Here is a 15705-nt window from a genome sequence, read left to right on the forward strand (position 1 = left end):
CAATCGCGCGAACGGGAGGGAACGCGCAGACCGGTGCCGGGACTCTCGAGCCGTCCCGGAGTCCCGGGCGATCCGAAGCTACGCGTCGCGGTTGTGCTGACGCAGCACCCGCTGCTTCTCGCGGGCCCAGTCGCGCTCCTTGCTCGCCGCGCGCTTGTCGTGCTGCTGCTTGCCCTTGGCCAGCGCCAGTTCGGCCTTGACCTTGTTGCCCTTCCAGTAGAGCGCGGTCGGGATCAGCGTATAGCCTTCGCGTTCGACCCGGCCGATCAGGGTGTCGATCTCCTGGCGGTGCAGCAGCAGTTTGCGGGTACGCCGCTCCTCGGCGACGACATGGGTCGAGGCCGAGATCAGCGGGGTGATCTGGGCGCCGAACAGGAACATCTCGCCATGACGGATCACCGCATAGCTCTCGCCGATGTTGGCGCGGCCGGCGCGGATCGCCTTCAGTTCCCAGCCCTGCAGCGACAGCCCCGCCTCGAAGCGCTGTTCGAGGTGGTACTCGTGGCGCGCGCGCTTGTTCAGGGCAATGGTGCCGCCGGCACCGCCCTTTCCTTTATCCTTGCCGGCCTTGTTGTTGGTTTTCTTTGCCATCGCGACATTGTCCCTGATTGCGGGGGCGATGGGCGACCCGGCCCGACCCACCAAACGGCTGCATGACGACGATACGCCGCTCCGCCCTGGTCGAGCACTCGACCCGACGCATGTTCGACCTGGTCAACGACGTGGCCGCCTATCCGCGCCGTTTCGACTGGTGCGAGGCGGCCGAGGTCATCGCCGCCGACGACGCCCGGGTGATCGCCCGGCTGGACCTTGGCCTGGCCGGCCTGCGCACCTGGTTCACAACCGAGAACACGCTGTCGCCGCCGCATCACATCGACATGGTGCTGGTCGATGGCCCGTTCCGGCGCCTGAGCGGGCGTTGGGAATTCCATGCTCTCGACGAGTCGGCCTGCAAGGTCACGCTGACGCTGGACTTCGAGCCGTCGATGAAGCTGCTGACGCCTGCGTTCACGCTCGGGTTCCAGGGGCTGGCCGATCGCATGGTCGACGATTTCGTACGCGTCGCCGACCGCGAGGAGGCGGCATGAAGATCGAGCTGCTGCGGGCATGGCCGCGGCGGTCCGATAGCGTCCGGGTCGAGCTGCCCGAGGGGGCGTGCGTGGCCGATGCGCTGGCCGCGGCGGGGTGGGCGTCGCTGGAGGAGGTCGCCGGCTATTCGATCCATGGCCGGCGCGCGGCGCCGGCCACGCAGTTGCGCGACGGCGACCGACTGGAGCTGTTGCGCGCGTTGACCCTCGATCCGAAGGAGGCGCGGCGGCGGCGGGCCGAGGCCCGGCCGCTCAGGAAGCCTCGCTGAGGCGAATCGCGGTCAGTTCGGGGTAGCCGCGGATGGCGGCCGTCAGCGGCCGCGCTTGTCCTTGTCCTTGGCCAGGTTGGGGCCGAATTGCTGGACGGTATCGCGCGCCAGTTGCTCGTCCTGCTCGCCGAAATAGTCGCCTTCCCAGCGGGCCAGGCTGTCGCCCTCGAAGTACAGGGTCAGGTTCTTGGTCTCGGTGCGGGCGAGGCGGCCGACGCGCTGGCTTGCCGCGTAGTCCCAGCGATCGGGGCTGAACGGATCGCGGATCGACGGCGAGCCGAGCAGGGTCATGACCTGCTGCTTGCTCATCCCGGGCTGGAGCTGCTCGACGGCGGAAGACTCCAGCAGGTTGCCCTGGTAGATCGGCTGGCGGTACATCACGCCGCAGCCGGACGCCGTCGCGGTGGCGATCGTGGAAACCAGGAGCATGGGCAGGAGCTTGCGCATCGGGTATTTCACGGTGTGCGTTCACGGCTTGCTGGGGACGCGCCGATGATACACTGAAGCCGTCGCGACGCGGCGGCGGCGGGTGGGCGTTCATCGGACGTTGCCCCCCGCTTTTCGATGCCAGCCGAACGGGCCCGCAGGGACCGCGCCGACCCTTGCCATCGCGTCGATACGTCCCGGGCGGTACGCTTCGCCGGGTCGCCGAGGCATTGCCCCGCCGAGTCAAATCCGGAGCCCTTATGGAATCGCAAGAACTGCGCAATGCCGGCCTCAAGGTCACCCACCCGCGGATGCGCATCCTCGAACTGCTGGAGACCGCCAAGCCGCGGCACATGACCGCCGAGGACATCTACCGCCATTTGATGTCGAACGGCGAGGACATCGGCCTGGCGACGGTGTACCGGGTGCTGACCCAGTTCGAGGCGGCCGGCCTGGTGCTCAAGCACAACTTCGAGTCGGGGCAGTCGGTCTACGAGCTCGACCGCGGCCATCACCACGACCACATGGTCGACATCGATACCGGCAAGATCATCGAGTTCGAGAGCGAGGAGATCGAGGAGCTCCAGCACAAGATCGCCGCCAAGCACGGTTACGAGATCGAAGAGCATTCGCTGGTGCTCTACGTGCGCAAGAAACGCTGAGCGGCGACAGTCCGCGGGCCGCGAGGCGAACCATCGGCGGCCCGGTTGCACGGAACGGTTTTCTCCAGCAGGCGCTCGTCCGGTCCGCTGCCATGTCCCGCCGCTTCGGACCGCCGCTGGAGGGCGACATCGGGCCGTTCGTTGCTACGGCGCTCCCGATCCGGACCGCGGCCGGGTCCTAGCGCCTCACTCCACGTCGGCGAGCAGGCGGCGTGCGGCGGCGCGGGCTTCGCGGGTCAGCTCGGCGCCGCCTAGCATCCGCGCCAGTTCGTCCTCGCGTTCTCCCGCCCGCAGGGGGCGCACCTCGCTCTGGGTGATACCGGCCGCGGCGGCCTTGCTGACCCGGTAGTGGGCGTGGCCCTGGGCGGCGACCTGGGGCAGGTGGGTCACGCAGAGCACCTGACGACGCGCCCCAAGCGCGCGCAGCTTGCGGCCGACGATATCGGCGACCGCGCCACCGATGCCGGAATCGACTTCGTCGAACACCATCGTCGGCACTGCGTCCAAGCCCAGCGCCGCGACCTCGATCGCCAGCGAAACCCGCGACAGTTCGCCACCGGAGGCCACCTTGCGCAGCGGCCGCGCCGGCTGCCCGGGGTTGGCGGCGACCATGAACTCGACACGTTCGGCGCCCTGCGGATCCGGGCGGACCTCTTCGATGGCGTCGATCGCGATCTCGAAGCGGCCCGCATCCATCCCGAGCTCTCCTATCAATGCGGTGGTTTCCGCGGACAGTGCGGCAGCGGCTTCGCGACGACGCGCTCCGAGCACGTCGGCGGCCTTTTGCCAGGCCCCGCGCGCCGCGTCGATCTCGGCGTCGAGCGCCCGCAGCCGTTCGCCGGCGCCGCGCAGGCCGTCCAGTTCGGTAGCGATCTCCTGCCGCCGGGCCAGCAGGTGCTCGGGCGGGACGCGGTGCTTGCGGGCCAGGTCGTGCAGGCGCCCGAGGCGCTGGTCGAGGGCCTGGAACGCCGCCGGGTCGATGTCGAGGTCGCTGCGGATGCGGTCGAGCAGGGTCTGTGCCTCGTCGAGCTGGATCGTCGCGGCGTCGAGCATGCCGTCGACCTCGTCGAGCCGGGGTTCGTGCTCGCGCATCCGCTGCAGCGAGCCGCGGATCTGCTCGACGATGCCGACCGGGGACGGCAGGTCGTCGCCGCTCAGCTGGGCGAGGGCGCCGTCGCACGCGGCGATCAGGTCGGCGGCATGGGCCTGGCGACGATGGTCGGTGGCCAGCTGGTCGAGCGCCGCCGGTTCCAGTTCCTCGCGTTCGAGCTCGGCGAACTGGTGCTCCAGCCAGTCGATGCGGTCGGAGACGTCGCCCTGCGCGGACAGGGCTTCGCGCTCGGCCAGCAGCGCGCTCCAGCGTCTCGCCGCGTCGGCGACCGCGCTCCGTTCGGCGTCGGTACGGCCGAACGCGTCCAGCAGCGAGAGCTGGCTGGAGCGGGCAAGCAGGGCCTGCTGCTCGTGCTGGCCGTGGATCTCGACCAGCAATCCGGTCAGCTCGGTCAGTTGGCCGACGGTGGCAGGGCGCCCGTTGATCCAAGCACGCGAGCCGCCGTCGGCACGGACCACCCTGCGGATCTGGCAGGCGTCATCCTCGTCGAGGTCGTTTTCATGGAGCCATGCGCGGGCCGACGGCGCGTCGGCCAGGGCGAACCCTGCCGCCAGCTCGGCGCGGTCGGCGCCGTGGCGGACCACGCCGCTGTCGGCGCGCAGCCCGCAGATGAGTCCCAGCGCATCCACCAGCAGCGACTTGCCGGCGCCGGTTTCGCCCGAGATCACGGTCATGCCGGGGCCGAACTCGAGCTCGGCACTGTCGACGACGGCGAACTGCTTGATGGACAGATGGGTCAGCATGGGCGGGGATTCTACGGCTTGTCGGCCGCTCGTTCGCGGTGCCGGCCGGATGCGGGCGACGGACGCGCCGGTGGGCGGCCAGGGCGGGGGCGGCCGGACTTGCGCCCGCCGCCGACGGCGCTTATATCCGTCACATGGCCCGTCATCCCACCGACTCCGCCGATCTCGACCCCCGGGCCAGGCAGCTCCTGCGGACGCTGATAGGCCGTTACATCCGCGACGGCGAGCCGGTCGGTTCGCAGACCCTCGCGCGCCACGCCGGACTGGCGGTCAGCCCGGCGACGATCCGCAACATCCTCGCCGATCTCGAGGAGGCGGGCCTGCTCAGCGCGCCGCACACCTCGGCCGGGCGGGTGCCGACCGCGCAGGGCTATCGGCTGTTCGTCGACTCTCTGCTGCAGGTCAAGCCGCTGCCGGAGGGTGAGCTGGCGCGCCTGCGCAGCGAGCTGCCGGCCGGCTCCGGCACCCAGGCGCTGCTGGGCAGCGCGTCGGAACTGCTGTCGGCGATGACCCACTTCGTCGGCGTAGTCAGCCTGCCGCGGCGCGAGCAGTTCGCGTTCCGCCGGATCGACTTCGTCCCGCTCGATACCCAGCACGACAATCAGCGGGTACTGGCGATCCTGGTGTTCGCCGACAACGAGGTGCAGAACCGGATCATCCAGACCCGGCGGCCGTTCGACGCGGGCGAACTGGAGCAGGTCGCCAACTATCTCAACGGCCAGTTCGCCGGCCGTGCGCTGGCCGACATCCGCGCCGCCCTGCTGCGCGAGCTCAAGAGCGCGCGCAACGAGATGGAGAGCTTGCTGGCGCGCTCGATCGAACTGGCCGAGCAGGTGCTGGTGCCAGGGCAGGACGACATGGTGCTGGCCGGGCAGACCCGGCTGATGGGGGTGCAGGAGCTGGCCGACCTCGATCGTCTGCGCGAGCTTTTCGATGCGTTTTCGCGCAAGCGCGAGATCCTGCAGCTGCTCGAGCGCACGATCCGGGCGCCGGGGATGCGGATATTCATCGGCGAGGAAACCGGGCTGGCGCCGCTGGAGGGCATGTCGCTGGTGACCGCGCCCTATGCAGCCGGAGGGCAGGTGCTGGGCGTGCTCGGGGTGATCGGGCCCAGCCGGATGGCCTACGAGCGGGTGATCCCGGTGGTGCAGGCCGCGGCCGACGTGCTCGGGGACGCGTTCTCCATCGACCCGGCCTGAGCGGCCGCCGGCGCCCGGCAACGGATCGCAGTCTGGGATTTCAGTCTGAATCGGGCACCCGCCCGGCAGCTCGACGGGGATTGCTTGAATCCTGCGATCGCGTCCCCATTGCTGGCCGTGTCGCGGGCGCCCGTCGCCCGTGGTTCACCCAGGCCCGCGAGCCAACCGCCAGAACGCAGGGGACAGAGCAAGCCGATGACCACAGCACCGCACCAGGACGATACCGAACAGGACATGGCCATGAGCGCCGACGACAACGACGCCCACGCCCGGCTCGCGATCGAGCTGGAGGAAGCCCGGGCCGAACTGACCGCGTTGCGCGACGAATCGCTGCGCGAGCGCGCCGAACTCGAGAACCAGCGCAAGCGGATGGCGCGCGAGGTCGACACCGCCCGCAGGTTCGCCAACGAGAAGCTGCTGGCGGAGCTGCTGCCGGTGATCGACAGCCTGGAGGCCGGCCTGAATGTCGAAGGCGACACCGCCGATCACCTGCGCCAGGGCATGGAGCTGACCCTGAAGCAACTGCTCAAGGTCGTGGCCGACAACGGCTTGACCGCGGTCGATCCGGTCGGTGAGGCCTTCAATCCCGACCACCACCAGGCGATGAGCATGGTCGAGAGCCGCGAGTACGCGCCCGGCCAGGTGGTCCAGGTCTACCAGAAGGGCTGGCTGCTCAACGACCGCCTGCTGCGCCCGGCGCTGGTCGTGGTCAGCCGCCACGACTGAAGCCGCGGCCGCCGTCCAGCCCCGGTGGTTACCCGGTCCGTCCGGTTTTCCGGAGCGGCGTCAGGCATCGGTCGAGGGCGGAGCAATGGTCGGCAAACGGGCGCTCCCGCCCCCTTGAAGGGGACGCAGGAAACCCCAGATAGCAGACATCGGCGGCGCGGCCGCCCGCCCGGAGGCCGAGTCCTCCCGGCTCACCGGATACGCAACAGCAACAGCATTCAGAGAGGGAACAGCACCATGGGCAAGATCATCGGTATCGATCTGGGCACGACCAACTCGTGCGTGGCGATCATGGAAGGCGGCAGCGCCAAGGTTATCGAGAACGCCGAGGGCGACCGCACCACACCGTCGATCGTCGCGTATACCAAGGACGGCGAGGTCCTGGTCGGTGCCTCGGCCAAGCGCCAGGCCGTCACCAATCCCAAGAACACCTTCTTCGCGGTCAAGCGCCTGATCGGCCGCAAGTACGGCGATGCCGAGGTCCAGAAGGACATCGGCCTGGTCCCGTACGGGATCGTCCAGCACGACAACGGCGATGCCTGGGTGCAGACCGTCGACGGCAAGAAGATGGCGCCGCAGCAGATCTCGGCCGAAGTGCTGACCAAGATGAAGAAGACCGCCGAGGCCTATCTGGGCGAGACCGTCACCGAGGCGGTGATCACGGTGCCTGCATACTTCAACGACAGCCAGCGCCAGGCGACCAAGGACGCCGGCCGGATCGCCGGCCTTGAGGTCAAGCGCATCATCAACGAGCCGACCGCGGCCGCGCTGGCCTACGGCATGGACAAGAAGGGCGGCGACCGCAAGGTGGCCGTGTACGACCTCGGCGGCGGCACCTTCGACGTGTCGATCATCGAGATCGCCTCGGTCGACGGCGAGATGCAGGTCGAGGTGCTGTCGACCAACGGCGACACCTTCCTCGGCGGCGAGGACTTCGACAAGCGCGTGATCGACTATCTGGTCGAAGAGTTCCAGAAGGACCAGGGCATCGACCTGCGCAAGGACCCGCTGGCTCTGCAGCGCCTGAAGGACGCGGCCGAGCGCGCCAAGATCGAGCTGTCCTCGTCGCAGCAGACCGAGGTCAACCTGCCCTACGTGACTGCCGATGCTTCCGGTCCGAAGCACCTGAACATCAAGTTGACCCGGGCCAAGCTCGAGTCGCTGGTCGAGGACCTGGTCCGCAAGACCATCGAGCCGTGCCGCACCGCGCTGAACGACGCCGGCCTGCGCGCGAGCGACATCAGCGAGGTGATCCTGGTCGGCGGCCAGACCCGCATGCCGAAGGTCCAGCAGGCCGTTGCCGAGTTCTTCGGCAAGGAGCCGCGCAAGGACGTCAACCCCGATGAGGCGGTGGCGCTGGGCGCGGCGATCCAGGGTGGCGTGCTCGCCGGCGACGTCAAGGACGTGCTGCTGCTCGACGTGACCCCGCTGAGCCTGGGCATCGAGACCCTGGGCGGCGTGTTCACCAAGATCATCGAGAAGAACACCACGGTGCCGACCAAGGCGTCGCAGACCTTCTCGACCGCCGAAGACAACCAGTCCGCGGTGACCGTGCACGTGCTGCAGGGCGAGCGCGAACAGGCCCGCTTCAACAAGTCGCTGGCCCGCTTCGACCTGGCCGGCATCGACGCCGCGCCGCGCGGCATGCCGCAGATCGAGGTGTCGTTCGACATCGACGCCAACGGCATCGTCCACGTGACCGCGAAGGACAAGAAGACCGGCAAGGAACAGAAGGTCGAGATCAAGGCCGGCTCGGGCCTGTCCGAGGACGAGATCGCGAAGATGGTCGCCGACGCGGAGGCCAACCGCGAGGAGGACAAGAAGTTCCACGAGCTGGTGCAGGCCCGCAACCAGGCCGACGGCCTGATCCACATGGCCCGCAGCACGATCAAGGAGCACGGCGAGAAGCTGCCGGGCGAGGCGATCGCGCGCGCCGAGACCGCCATCGCCGAGCTCGAAACCGCGATGAAGGGCGACGACAAGGGCCAGATCGAGGCCAAGTCGAAGGCGCTGGAGGAAGCCGCGCAGGCGCTGCTCGCCGCCACCCAGGGCCAGCCGGCGGACGGTGGCGCTGCGCCGGGGACGGCGGGCGACGACGTCGTCGATGCCGAGTTCACCGAGGTCAAGGACGACAACAAGTAAGCCGGCCGGCCCCTCTGGCATGAATCCGGCGGGGTCGCCACAGGGGTTCGGGGCCGTTCCGCGGCTCCGGACCCTTGTCGTATCAACAGTCCGTGGCGGCCGATGCCGACGGAGCGGGGGAAGTCGCAACAACGATGAGCAAGCGTGACTACTACGAAGTGCTGGGCGTCGGCCGCGACGCGTCGGCGGAGGACCTGAAGAAGGCCTATCGCCGCTGCGCGATGAAGCACCACCCGGACCGCAACCCCGGTGACGCAGCGGCCGAGGTCGCGTTCAAGGAGTGCAAGGAGGCCTACGAGGTCCTGTCCGACGCCAACAAGCGCCGAGTCTACGACCAGCACGGCCACGCCGCGTTCGAGCACGGCATGGGCGGCGGCGCGGGCGCCGGCTACGCCGACATGGGCGATATCTTCGGCGACATCTTCGGCAACATCTTCGGTGGCGGAGCCGGTCCGCGCGGACCGCGCCGCGGCGCCGACATCGGCTACGTGATGGAGCTGAGCCTGGAAGAGGCGGTCGGCGGAGTCGAGCGGCAGATCGAGATTCCCACCCTGGAGAACTGCGATACCTGCAGCGGCAGCGGTTCGGCCGACGGCAGGACCGAGGCCTGTACGACCTGTGGCGGTCGTGGCCAGGTGCGGTTCCAGCGCGGCATCTTCTCGATGCAGCAGACCTGTCCGCATTGCGGCGGCCGTGGCCAGACCATCGCCGACCCGTGCGGCGACTGCCATGGGCAGGGCCGGGTCGAGCGCAACAAGACCCTGCAGGTGAAGGTGCCTGCCGGAGTCGATACCGGTGACCGCATCCGCCTGGCCGGCGAAGGCGAGGCGGGGCCGGCCGGGGTCGCGCCCGGCGACCTCTACGTCGAGGTGCGGGTCAGGGAGCACGAGATATTCCAGCGCGATGGCGACGACCTGCACTGCGAGGTGCCGATCCGGATATCGCAGGCGGCGCTGGGCGACATCATCCGCGTACCGACGCTGAACGGCGATGCCGAGATCCGGCTGCCGGCCGAGACCCAGAGCGGCAAGCTGTTCCGCCTGCGCGGCAAGGGCGTGAAGTCGGTGCGCAGCCGCAGCGAGGGCGACCTGTATTGCCGGGTCGTGGTCGAAACGCCGGTCAACCTCACCGCCGAGCAGCGCGAGCTGCTGGAGAAGTTCGAGGCGACCTTCTCCGGCGAAGGTGCGCGCAAGCACTCGCCGAAGTCGGCGACCTTCCTCGACGGCGTCAAGGGCTTCTGGGACCGGATGGTGTCGTAGTTCCGGCGGGAGCCCGGTCGCGGCTGCGCCCCGGCCTGCGGCGTCCGGCCTGAGGTTTATGATGGTGGCCGGCCATCAGGATTGCGCAGGCGTCGGATGAAGACTCCCCCGAAGGATCCCGGGACGATCCCCGCGAAAGCGCCGGAGTTCGACCGCAGCGTCCGTCCCTACGACGGTCCAGCCGGCGGCTGGGATGCGCTGAAGGCGGTCGCCGGCGCGGTCCGCGGGCAGATGGCGATACCGCGGTCGGTCGGTGCGCTGCACCGGGTCAACCAGCCGGTCGGCTTCGACTGTCCGGGTTGCGCCTGGCCCGACCCGCGCCACACGTCCTCTTTCGAGTTCTGCGAGAACGGCGCCAAGGCGGTGACCTGGGAGGCCACCGCCAAGCGCACGACGCCGGAATTCTTCGCCGCCCACACCCTGTCCGAGTTGTGGGACTGGAGCGATCACGACCTGGAGAACGAAGGCCGCCTGACCCATCCGATGGCGTACGACGCGGCCCGGGACAAGTACCTGCCGGTCTCGTGGGACGAGGCCGCCGCGCGCATCGGCGCCGCCCTGAGCGCATTGCCGAAGCCGGAGATGGCCGAGTTCTATACTTCCGGGCGCACCTCCAACGAAGCGGCATTCCTCTACCAGCTGTTCGTGCGCGAGTACGGCTGCAACAATTTTCCCGACTGCTCGAACATGTGCCACGAGGCCACCAGCACCGGCCTGCCGGAGTCGATCGGGGTGGGCAAGGGTACGGTCTCGCTCGAGGATTTCGAACACGCCGACGCGGTGTTCTGCATCGGCCACAACCCCGGTACCAACCATCCGAGGATGCTGGCGACGCTGCGCGGGGTCTCGCTGCGCGGCGCGCCGATCGTGGTGATCAATCCGATGCCCGAGCGCGGGCTGGAGCGGTTCGTTTCGCCGCAGGATCCGGCCGAGATGCTGACCGGGCATGCGGTGCGGATCGCTTCCACCTACTTCAAGCCGCGGATCGGTGGCGACCTGGCGGTACTGAAGGGCATGATGAAATGGCTGCTGGAGGCCGACGCCGCCGATCTGGCCGACGGCGGCGAGGGCCTGCTCGATCGTCCGTTCATCGCCGGGCACACGCGGGGCTTCGAGGCGCTGGCGGCCGATCTGCAGGCGAGTTCCTGGGACGCCATCGAGCGCCATTCGGGGCTGTCCCGCGACGAGATCGCGAGCGCGGCCGGGATCTACGCCAGCGCCGGGCGGGTGATCGTCTGCTACGGCATGGGCATCACCCAGCACCGACACGGCACCGAGAACGTCCAGCAACTGGCCAATCTGCTGTTGCTGCGCGGCAATATCGGCAAGCCCGGCGCCGGTATCTGCCCGTTGCGCGGACATTCCAACGTGCAGGGCGATCGCACGGTCGGCATCACCGAGAAGCCGGGTGCCGCGCTGCTCGAAGGAATCCGCCGTACCTATGGCTTCGAACCGCCGGCCGCGCATGGGCACGACGCGGTGGCCGCGGTCAAGGCGATCGCCGAAGGACGCTCGAAGGCCCTGGTCTGCCTCGGCGGCAACCTTGCGGTGGCGATCTCCGATCCGCAGGCGACCTTTCCGGCGATGCGCAAGCTCGAACTGGCGGTGCACATCGCGACCAAGCTCAACCGTTCCCATCTGATCCCCGCGCGGCAGGCCTTCCTGCTGCCGTGCCTGGGCCGCACCGAACTGGACATCCAGGCCGGCGGGCCGCAGTCGGTGACGGTGGAGGACTCGATGTCGATGGTGCATGCGTCGCAGGGCCGGCTGAAGCCGGCCTCGGAACACCTGCGGTCGGAACCTGCGATCGTCGCGCTGCTGGCGCGGGCGACGCTGCCGCAGTCGAAGGTCGACTGGGAGGGCATGGTCGCCGATTACGACCGCATCCGCGACGGCATCGAGGCGGTGTTCCCGATCTTCGCCGACTTCAACGCGCGTATCCGGATGCCCGGTGGCTTCCATCTCGACAACGCCGCCGCGCGGCGGCGCTGGAACACCCCCGACGGCAAGGCGCGCTTCCTGCCGGCACCCGGTCTGGACGAAGATCCGCCGGCCGTCGACGGCCTGCTGAAGCTGGCCACGGTCCGCTCGCACGACCAGTACAACACCACCATCTACGGCCTCGACGACCGCTACCGCGGAATCCATGGCCGTCGCGACGTGGTGTTCGTGAACCCCGACGATCTCGCCGAGCGTGGCCTGCGCGAGGGCGACCGCATCGACGTGGAGGCCTGCCGTCCGGACGGTATGCCCAACGGGCGCAGCGTACGTGGCTACGTCGCGGTGGCGTTCGGTATCTCGCGTGGCTCGGCGGCGATGTATTACCCGGAAGGAAACGGTCTGGTCGCGCTCGACGACCATGATCCGCGTTCGGGCACGCCCGGCTACAAGTCGGTGCCAGTGCGGCTGTCGGCGTCCGCGTCCGCGGCGCAAGGCGACCGTGGGCTCTGACGACACACGCGTGCGCCCCGGCCAGGCGCACCGTGCGGTCACCGTCCACGGCGGCGGGGATGGGCAGAGCGGCGAGGACTGGCTGGCCGAGGAGGTGCCGGTCGAGCTGCGCTACAACGGCGAGGCGTTTGCGGTGATGATGGCGACGCCGGTCGACCTGGAGGACTTCGCGTACGGCTTTTCGTTGAGCGAGGGGCGGGTCGCCCATCCTGGCGACATCCACGGCGTGACGGTACACGCGCAGCTGGAGGGCTACATCGTCGAGATCGCTGCCCCGGCCGCGGTGAGCCCGGAGGCGGGCGACGCGCGTCTGCTGCCGGGGCGCAGCGGATGCGGCCTGTGCGGCAGCCGCCGGCTGGAGGAGGTGCTGCAACCGGTGGAGCCGGTACCCGAGGGCCCGACAGTCGACCCCGGTGCGCTGGAGCGGGCCCAGGCGGCGTTGGCCGAGCGGCAGCCCCTCAACGCCGTCACCGGTGCGATGCACGCCGCCGCCTGGGCCTCGCCGGCAGGCGGGATCCTCCAGGTGCGCGAGGACGTCGGTCGCCACAACGCACTGGACAAGCTGCTCGGTGCGCTCGCTCGCGAAGGCATCGATCCGCGCACCGGCTTCGTGATGATCACCAGTCGCGCCAGCTACGAGATGGTGAGCAAGGCGGCCCGCCTCGGGATCGGCATGCTGGCGGCGATTTCGGCGCCGACCGCGCTCGCCGTCGACCTGGCCCGCGCCGGCAATCTCACCCTGGCAGGCTTCGTACGGCCGGGGCGCTACGTGCTCTACAGTCATCCTCAACGCCTGGCGAAGGCGCGCATCGCCGACCGGCCGTCCTGAAAGGGAGCGTCGGTGCCACGTGCCTTGTGAGTGCGCGCGGCAGCCAGTAGCCTGCGCCGATGAACGAGCCGAGTCCCCCTGTCCGACTGTTGATCCACGGTGCTGCCGGGCGAATGGGCCAGGCCCTGCTGCGCCTGGCCGGCGAGCGCGACGATGTCGACGTGGTCGCCGCGGTCACGCGTTCGAAGCCGGCCCAGCGGGTGATCGACGGTGTGCCGCATTTCTCCGCCACCGAGCTGGAAGCGGTGCCGGAGTTCGATGTCGCGATCGACTTCAGCCTGCCGCAGGGGCTGGACCCGCTGCTGGCGCTGTGCGTGTCGCGCGGCCGCGCACTGGTTTCCGGCACCACCGGGCTGGAGCCGGAACAACGCGCGGCACTGGATGCGGCAGCCGGGAACATCCCGGTGCTGTGGGCGTCCAACTTCAGTCTGGGCGTCGCGATCCTCAACGAGCTGGTCGCGCGCGCGGCGGCGGCGTTGCCGGGCTGGGACTGCGACATCGTCGAGTCGCACCACGTGCACAAGAAGGACGCGCCGTCCGGCACCGCGCTGACCCTCGGCGAGCATGCGCGGACGGGCGGGGCGCAACCGCGTTACGCGGCCCTGCGCGCCGGCGACATCATCGGCGAACACACGGTCCAGTTCACCGGCCTGGGTGAACGCGTCGAGCTGATCCACCGGGCGACCAGCCGCGACATTTTCGCCCGCGGCGCACTGCATGCCGCCGCGCGCCTGCGTGGACGCCCCCCGGGCCACTACCGGGTCACCGACCTGTTGAGCTGAACGCGCCCCCGGCGTCTGCCGTCAAGGTGTCATCGGAGGCTGGCGCCGGGGGCGTCGGCCCGCTAGAATTCCCGCTCGCCTGAACCTCTCGCGCCGGACCGGTCCTCACCGCGTCCGCGCTTTGCTGCAACCTGAATTCACGGGTCTGCGCGAAGCCGAGCGGTCAGTATTCCCCGGCATCCAAGGCGACCCCCGTGACCCAACCCGCACTCCTCGCTCTCGAAGACGGCACCCTCTTCGAGGGCGTTTCCGTAGGCGCGCCCGGCCTTTCGGTCGGCGAAGTGGTGTTCAACACCGCGATCACCGGCTACCAGGAAATCCTTACCGATCCGTCCTACGCGCGCCAGTTGGTGACCCTGACCTATCCGCACATCGGCAATACCGGCTGCACCGACCAGGACGACGAGGCGCGCCGGGCCTGGGCCGCCGGCCTGATCGTGCGAGACGTGCCGCGCCGGCCCAGCAACTGGCGCAGCCAGGTCGCGCTGCCGGAATGGCTGGCCGCGCGCGGAATCGTCGGCATCGCCGGCATCGACACCCGCAAGCTGACCCGCCTGCTGCGCGACACCGGCGCGCAGGGCGGGGCGCTCGTCGCCGGCAACGCGATCGATGCGGAGAAGGCGATCGAGGCCGCACGCAAGTTTCCCGGCTTGAAGGGCATGGATCTGGCGAAGGAGGTCACCACCGCGGAGCGCTACAGCTGGCGCGACGGACAGCTCGACCTCGACACCAACGCCTTCGTCGGCGCCCAGCCGCGGTTCCGGGTCGTCGCCTACGACTTCGGGGTGAAGCACAACATCCTGCGCATGCTCGCCGAGCGCGGCTGCGAGCTGACCGTCGTCCCGGCGAAGACGCCGGCCTCGGAAGTGATGGCGCTCAAACCCGACGGCGTGTTCCTGTCCAACGGCCCCGGCGATCCGGAGCCCTGTGACTACGCGATCGCCGCGATCCGCGACTTCGTTGCCGCGAAACTGCCCGTGTTCGGCATCTGCCTCGGTCACCAGTTGCTGGGCCTTGCCGCAGGCGCGCGCACGATGAAGATGAAGTTCGGCCACCACGGCGCCAACCATCCGGTCCAGGACCTCGACGGCGGACGGGTGATGATCACCTCGCAGAATCACGGTTTCGCGATCGACGAGAGCAGTCTGCCGGCGAACGTGCGGGTTACCCATCGCTCGCTGTTCGACGGCTCCAACCAGGGCATCGAGCTGACCGACGCCCCCGCGTTCAGCTTCCAGGGCCACCCGGAAGCCAGCCCGGGCCCGCACGACGTGGCGCCGCTGTTCGATCGCTTCGTCGCCTCGATGGAACGGGGTGCGTGAGCGGGACCATGCGCGGACTGATAGCGAGCCTCCTGCTGATGCTGTCGTCGCCGGCCTTGGCTGCGACGCCGGCCGATGGGCGGCTTGCGCAGGTCCGGCAGTTGCTGGGATTGGACGAATCGCTTCATCGTCAGTTGCGCGAGCAGCTTTACAGCTCGCCCGATTTCGCGGCCTATGACGAAGCGAAACGCAGTTGTATCAGTCAGGTGGTGTCGCAGAACTTTTCCGACGGGATCGACGAAGCCTTCAGCGAGCTGCTCGACGAGGATGCAGTCGTCAACGAGTTGCTGGGTTTTTCGCGCACCGATACGGGTTCGCTGTTCTTTGCGGCATTGCGCGAGGACATGCAGGCAAGGCTGCTGTCCGGCGGTGAGGCGGGCGGGGATGCGGATGGCCTGCTGCGTGGCCTGTCCGTCGAGCAACTGGCGGAGGTCGGCGAGTTTTCCGCGACGTCGGCGGCAGACCTGCTTCGACGTCTCCGGCGAGCGGATTTCTCGCAGGGGCGGTCGGCAACGGCGCTGGATCAGCTGCAATCGCACTGTGGCGTTGCAGCCTCAGGAACCTGATGGCGGTCCCCGTTACACATCGCATCGGCAGGCGCTGCATCGGCCATCGGTCTGCCGATATGCCCCCTCTGGCCGCAGTCGAACAATCGGCGATCGGAAGACGATCCGCCGAGCAGCTCACCCGGTCCGC

General features: G+C 69.2%; 15 protein-coding genes. 12 read left to right on the forward strand and 3 right to left on the reverse strand.

The features are described 5' to 3' along the window. Positions 1 to 78: 78 nt before the first annotated feature. Complete coding sequence (gene smpB, locus L3V18_RS00615; protein WP_237052688.1) at positions 79 to 591, reverse strand: SsrA-binding protein SmpB; 513 nt, start codon at positions 589 to 591, stop codon at positions 79 to 81. A gap of 62 nt (positions 592 to 653) precedes the next feature. Here smpB and L3V18_RS00620 point away from each other — a divergent pair, with 62 nt between their 5' ends. Together L3V18_RS00620 and L3V18_RS00625 are read left to right on the forward strand one after the other, a co-directional pair. After that, positions 654 to 1088, forward strand: a complete 435-nt coding sequence (locus L3V18_RS00620) for a type II toxin-antitoxin system RatA family toxin (protein ID WP_237052689.1) — start codon at positions 654 to 656, stop codon at positions 1086 to 1088. Further along, entirely contained in the window at positions 1085 to 1357 is a 273-nt protein-coding gene (locus L3V18_RS00625; RefSeq protein ID WP_237052690.1) for an RnfH family protein, read from the forward strand. Before L3V18_RS00620 ends, L3V18_RS00625 begins: the two co-directional genes overlap by 4 nt. Positions 1358 to 1399: 42 nt before the next feature. Here L3V18_RS00625 and L3V18_RS00630 read toward each other — a convergent pair whose 3' ends face one another. Then, on the reverse strand, positions 1400 to 1804 hold the full coding sequence (locus tag L3V18_RS00630; RefSeq protein WP_237052691.1) for an outer membrane protein assembly factor BamE: 405 nt from the start codon (positions 1802 to 1804) through the stop codon (positions 1400 to 1402). Between the two features lie 239 nt (positions 1805 to 2043). Between L3V18_RS00630 and fur the strand changes: the two genes are divergently transcribed. Next, the gene (gene fur, locus L3V18_RS00635; protein ID WP_237052692.1) at positions 2044 to 2445 is read left to right on the forward strand and encodes a ferric iron uptake transcriptional regulator; all 402 of its coding nucleotides are present in this window, start codon (positions 2044 to 2046) and stop codon (positions 2443 to 2445) included. A gap of 186 nt (positions 2446 to 2631) precedes the next feature. Here the strand turns inward: fur and recN are convergent, their stop codons facing one another. Continuing rightward, entirely contained in the window at positions 2632 to 4299 is a 1668-nt protein-coding gene (recN, locus tag L3V18_RS00640) for a DNA repair protein RecN (RefSeq protein WP_237052693.1), read from the reverse strand. 134 nt (positions 4300 to 4433) lie between these two features. On the opposite strand from recN, the gene hrcA reads away from it, so the two are divergent. From hrcA to L3V18_RS00685, 9 genes are all read left to right on the forward strand, one after another. Then, on the forward strand, positions 4434 to 5498 hold the full coding sequence (gene hrcA / locus L3V18_RS00645) for a heat-inducible transcriptional repressor HrcA (RefSeq protein WP_237052694.1): 1065 nt from the start codon (positions 4434 to 4436) through the stop codon (positions 5496 to 5498). Between the two features lie 195 nt (positions 5499 to 5693). Then, the gene (grpE, locus tag L3V18_RS00650) at positions 5694 to 6224 is read left to right on the forward strand and encodes a nucleotide exchange factor GrpE (protein ID WP_255783553.1); all 531 of its coding nucleotides are present in this window, start codon (positions 5694 to 5696) and stop codon (positions 6222 to 6224) included. Positions 6225 to 6461: 237 nt separating this feature from the next. Continuing rightward, on the forward strand, positions 6462 to 8366 hold the full coding sequence (gene dnaK, locus L3V18_RS00655; protein WP_237052695.1) for a molecular chaperone DnaK: 1905 nt from the start codon (positions 6462 to 6464) through the stop codon (positions 8364 to 8366). Positions 8367 to 8500: 134 nt separating this feature from the next. Then, a complete protein-coding gene (gene dnaJ / locus L3V18_RS00660) occupies positions 8501 to 9625 on the forward strand; it encodes a molecular chaperone DnaJ (protein ID WP_237052696.1) in 1125 nt (374 codons plus the stop codon). A 96-nt stretch (positions 9626 to 9721) separates the two neighbouring features. Then, complete coding sequence (locus L3V18_RS00665) at positions 9722 to 12076, forward strand: FdhF/YdeP family oxidoreductase (protein ID WP_237052697.1); 2355 nt, start codon at positions 9722 to 9724, stop codon at positions 12074 to 12076. After that, on the forward strand, positions 12066 to 12905 hold the full coding sequence (fdhD, locus tag L3V18_RS00670) for a formate dehydrogenase accessory sulfurtransferase FdhD (RefSeq protein WP_237052698.1): 840 nt from the start codon (positions 12066 to 12068) through the stop codon (positions 12903 to 12905). Before L3V18_RS00665 ends, fdhD begins: the two co-directional genes overlap by 11 nt. A gap of 59 nt (positions 12906 to 12964) precedes the next feature. Beyond that, positions 12965 to 13687, forward strand: coding sequence for a 4-hydroxy-tetrahydrodipicolinate reductase (gene dapB, locus L3V18_RS00675; RefSeq protein ID WP_237052699.1), 723 nt, complete (start codon positions 12965 to 12967; stop codon positions 13685 to 13687). A 194-nt stretch (positions 13688 to 13881) separates the two neighbouring features. Next, the gene (gene carA, locus L3V18_RS00680; RefSeq protein WP_237052700.1) at positions 13882 to 15009 is read left to right on the forward strand and encodes a glutamine-hydrolyzing carbamoyl-phosphate synthase small subunit; all 1128 of its coding nucleotides are present in this window, start codon (positions 13882 to 13884) and stop codon (positions 15007 to 15009) included. An 8-nt stretch (positions 15010 to 15017) separates the two neighbouring features. Next, positions 15018 to 15575 (forward strand): hypothetical protein, encoded by a 558-nt coding sequence (locus L3V18_RS00685; protein WP_237052701.1) that lies wholly within the window; start codon positions 15018 to 15020, stop codon positions 15573 to 15575. Positions 15576 to 15705: the final 130 nt, after the last annotated feature.

Origin of the sequence: Marilutibacter chinensis, from assembly GCF_021725675.1 — a bacterium.
Lineage (GTDB): Bacteria > Pseudomonadota > Gammaproteobacteria > Xanthomonadales > Xanthomonadaceae > Marilutibacter > Marilutibacter chinensis.

Coding starts and splice junctions, on each gene's coding strand:
- smpB (WP_237052688.1), bottom strand. CDS start 591: ATGGCAAAGAAAACCAACAACAAGGCCGGCAAGGATAAAGGAAAGGGC.
- grpE (WP_255783553.1), top strand. CDS start 5,694: ATGACCACAGCACCGCACCAGGACGATACCGAACAGGACATGGCCATG.
- L3V18_RS00620 (WP_237052689.1), top strand. CDS start 654: ATGACGACGATACGCCGCTCCGCCCTGGTCGAGCACTCGACCCGACGC.
- L3V18_RS00685 (WP_237052701.1), top strand. CDS start 15,018: ATGCGCGGACTGATAGCGAGCCTCCTGCTGATGCTGTCGTCGCCGGCC.
- L3V18_RS00625 (WP_237052690.1), top strand. CDS start 1,085: ATGAAGATCGAGCTGCTGCGGGCATGGCCGCGGCGGTCCGATAGCGTC.
- dnaK (WP_237052695.1), top strand. CDS start 6,462: ATGGGCAAGATCATCGGTATCGATCTGGGCACGACCAACTCGTGCGTG.
- fur (WP_237052692.1), top strand. CDS start 2,044: ATGGAATCGCAAGAACTGCGCAATGCCGGCCTCAAGGTCACCCACCCG.
- recN (WP_237052693.1), bottom strand. CDS start 4,299: ATGCTGACCCATCTGTCCATCAAGCAGTTCGCCGTCGTCGACAGTGCC.
- L3V18_RS00630 (WP_237052691.1), bottom strand. CDS start 1,804: ATGCGCAAGCTCCTGCCCATGCTCCTGGTTTCCACGATCGCCACCGCG.
- hrcA (WP_237052694.1), top strand. CDS start 4,434: ATGGCCCGTCATCCCACCGACTCCGCCGATCTCGACCCCCGGGCCAGG.
- dapB (WP_237052699.1), top strand. CDS start 12,965: ATGAACGAGCCGAGTCCCCCTGTCCGACTGTTGATCCACGGTGCTGCC.
- L3V18_RS00665 (WP_237052697.1), top strand. CDS start 9,722: ATGAAGACTCCCCCGAAGGATCCCGGGACGATCCCCGCGAAAGCGCCG.
- dnaJ (WP_237052696.1), top strand. CDS start 8,501: ATGAGCAAGCGTGACTACTACGAAGTGCTGGGCGTCGGCCGCGACGCG.